Origin of the sequence: Pseudomonas ulcerans (assembly GCF_036324125.1) — a bacterium.
GTDB lineage: Bacteria > Pseudomonadota > Gammaproteobacteria > Pseudomonadales > Pseudomonadaceae > Aquipseudomonas > Aquipseudomonas ulcerans.
In genome coordinates this window covers 1-3,690 of the sequence record NZ_JAZDQN010000092.1, presented here as the reverse complement: position 1 = coordinate 3,690, position 3,690 = coordinate 1, and the positions used below count along the sequence as shown (strand labels likewise).

Sequence of the window (3,690 nt, the reverse complement as noted above, 5' to 3'; positions counted from 1 at the left end):
CTCGCCAGTTACCGGTACTCCGCTGGTCATCAGCCTGGCTAACGGCCAGTCGATCACTATCCCGGTCAATGCTTCGAGCGGCTCGGTCGACTTCATCGCACCGAACAACGTGCTGAATACCAACACCCCGCTGACCAACAGCATCACCGGCGTAACTGGCGGCAACTACGAGCACCTGGAAACTGCGGGTACGCCGACCACTGTCGTCACCGATGACCCGGCACGCCTGGACACCACCGGCCTGACCCTGTCGGCCTCCGGCACCGTCCAGGAAGGCGGCGAGATCACCTACACCGCCCGCCTGACCAACCCGGCCGGCACCGAGATGAAGATCTCGCTGAGCAACGGCGAGACCATCACCATCGGTAAGGGCCTGAGCGAAGGTTCGATTACCTTCCCGGCGCCGCAGAACACCGTTTACGTGGACGGCGGCAATGTCAGCGTCACCATCACCGGCACCACCGGCGGTGACTTCGAGCACCTGGAAGTCAGCCCGACTGCGGCTGTCACCGCCGTAACGGACTCGATCGACACCAGCACCGTAACCCTCACCGCCACTGCTTCGGCAGTCGAAGGCGGCGTGGTCACCTACGTCGCGTCCGTGACGTCCCCGGTCACTGGCACTCCACTGGTCATCAGTTTGGCTAACGGCCAGTCGATCACCATTCCGGTGAACAGCAGCTCCGGCTCGGTCGACTTCATTGCTCCGAACAACGTGTTGAATACCAACACGCCGCTGACTAACAGCATCACCGGCGTCACCGGTGGCAACTACGAGCACCTGGAAACCGCCGGTACTCCGACCACTGTCGTCACCGATGACCCGGCGCGCCTGGACACCACCGGCCTGACCCTGTCCGCCTCTGGCACCGTGCAGGAAGGTGGCGAGATCACCTATACCGCCCGCCTGACCAACCCGGCCGGCACCGAGATGAAGATTTCGCTGAGCAACGGCGAGACCATCACCATCGGCAAGGGCCTCAGCGAAGGTTCGATTACCTTCCCGGCGCCGCAGAACACCGTCTATGTCGACGGTGGAAACGTCAGCGTCACCATTACCGGTACCACCGGTGGTGACTTCGAGCACCTTGAAGTCAGCCCAACTGCAGCAGTCACTGCCGTAACCGACTCAATCGACACGAGCACCGTCACCCTGACGGCCACCGCTTCGGCTGTTGAAGGCGGCGTGGTCACTTACGTTGCTTCGGTTACCTCGCCAGTCACCGGTACTCCGCTGGTCATCAGCCTGGCCAACGGTCAATCGATCACTATTCCAGTGAACTCCAGTAGCGGCTCGGTCGACTTCATTGCACCGAACAACGTGCTGAACACCAACACGCCGCTAAGCAACAGCATCACTGGCGTCACAGGTGGCAACTACGAACACCTGGAAACCGCCGGTACTCCGACCACCGTCATCACTGACGATCCAGCGCGCCTGGACACCACCGGCCTGACCCTGTCCGCCTCTGGCACCGTGCAGGAAGGTGGCGAGATCACCTATACCGCCCGCCTGACCAACCCGGCCGGCACCGAGATGAAGATTTCGCTGAGCAACGGCGAGACCATCACCATCGGCAAGGGCCTCAGCGAAGGTTCGATTACCTTCCCGGCGCCGCAGAACACCGTCTATGTCGACGGTGGAAACGTCAGCGTCACCATCACCGGTACCACCGGTGGTGACTTCGAGCACCTCGAAGTCAGCCCGACCGCCGCTGTGACTGCGATCACCGACAGCATCGACACCAGCACCGTAACGTTGACCGCCACGGCTTCGGCAGTTGAGGGTGGCGTCGTCACCTACGTTGCGTCCGTGACATCCCCGGTCACTGGTACCCCGTTGGTCATCAGCCTGGCCAATGGTCAGTCGATCACTATCCCGGTCAATGCTTCGAGCGGCTCGGTCGACTTCATCGCACCGAACAACGTGCTGAATACCAACACCCCGCTGAGCAACAGCATCACCGGCGTAACTGGCGGCAACTACGAGCACCTGGAAACTGCGGGTACGCCGACCACCGTCGTCACCGATGACCCAGCGCGTCTGGACACCACCGGCCTGACCCTGTCGGCTTCCGGTACGGTGCAGGAAGGCGGTGAGATCACCTACACCGCGCGCCTGACCAACCCAACCGGCACCGAGATGAAGATTTCGCTGAGTAACGGCGAAACCATCACCATCGGGAAAGGCTTGAGCGAAGGCTCGATCACCTTCCCTGCGCCGCAGAACACCGTGTATGTGGATGGCGGCAACGTCAGCGTCACCATCACCGGTACCACCGGTGGTGATTTCGAGCACTTGGAAGTCAGCCCAACAGCTGCCGTAACCGCAGTTACCGACAGCATCGACACCAGCACCGTAACGCTGACCGCCACGGCTTCGGCAGTCGAAGGCGGCGTTGTCACTTACGTTGCTTCGGTTACCTCGCCAGTTACCGGCACTCCGCTGGTTATCAGCCTGGCGAATGGCCAGTCGATCACCATTCCGGTGAACAGCAGCTCCGGATCGGTCGACTTCATCGCACCGAACAACGTGCTGAACACCAACACCCCGCTGACCAACAGCATCACCGGCGTCACTGGCGGCAACTACGAACACCTGGAAACCGCCGGTACTCCGACCACCGTCGTCACCGATGACCCGGCACGCCTGGACACCACCGGCCTGACCCTGTCGGCCTCCGGCACTGTCCAGGAAGGCGGCGAGATCACCTATACCGCTCGCCTGACCAACCCGGCTGGCACCGAGATGAAGATTTCGCTGAGCAATGGCGAAACCATCACCATCGGCAAGGGCTTGAGCGAAGGTTCGATTACCTTCCCTGCTCCGCAGAACACCGTCTACGTAGATGGTGGCAACGTCAGCGTGACCATCACCGGCACCACTGGCGGTGACTTCGAGCATCTGGAAGTCAGCCCAACTGCAGCTGTCACTGCCGTAACCGATTCGATCGACACCAGCACCGTAACGCTCACTGCCACTGCTTCGGCGGTTGAGGGTGGGGTCGTCACCTACGTCGCTTCGGTTACCTCGCCAGTTACCGGTACTCCGCTGGTAATCAGCCTGGCCAACGGTCAGTCGATCACCATTCCAGTGAACAGCAGTTCCGGATCGGTCGACTTCATCGCGCCGAATAACGTGTTGAACACCAACACTCCGCTGAGCAACAGCATCACCGGTGTGACGGGTGGCAACTACGAACACCTGGAAACCGCCGGTACGCCGACCACCGTCGTCACCGATGACCCGGCACGCCTGGACACCACCGGCCTGACCCTGTCGGCCTCCGGCACTGTCCAGGAAGGCGGCGAGATCACCTATACCGCTCGCCTGACCAACCCGGCTGGCACCGAGATGAAGATTTCGCTGAGCAATGGCGAAACCATCACCATCGGCAAGGGCTTGAGCGAAGGTTCGATTACCTTCCCTGCTCCGCAGAACACCGTCTACGTAGATGGTGGCAACGTCAGCGTGACCATCACCGGCACCACTGGCGGTGACTTCGAGCATCTGGAAGTCAGCCCAACTGCAGCTGTCACTGCCGTAACCGATTCGATCGACACCAGCACCGTAACGCTCACTGCCACTGCTTCGGCGGTTGAGGGTGGGGTCGTCACCTACGTCGCTTCGGTTACCTCGCCAGTTACCGGTACTCCGCTGGTAATCAGCCTGGCCAACGGTCAGTCGAT

At 61.4% G+C, this 3,690-nt stretch carries 1 protein-coding gene; it reads left to right on the top strand.

Annotated features, from left to right (window positions below; genetic code table 11):
• The coding region (locus V0R59_RS31655; protein ID WP_330105861.1) for a beta strand repeat-containing protein at positions 1 to 3,690 on the top strand (3,690 nt) is incomplete at both ends.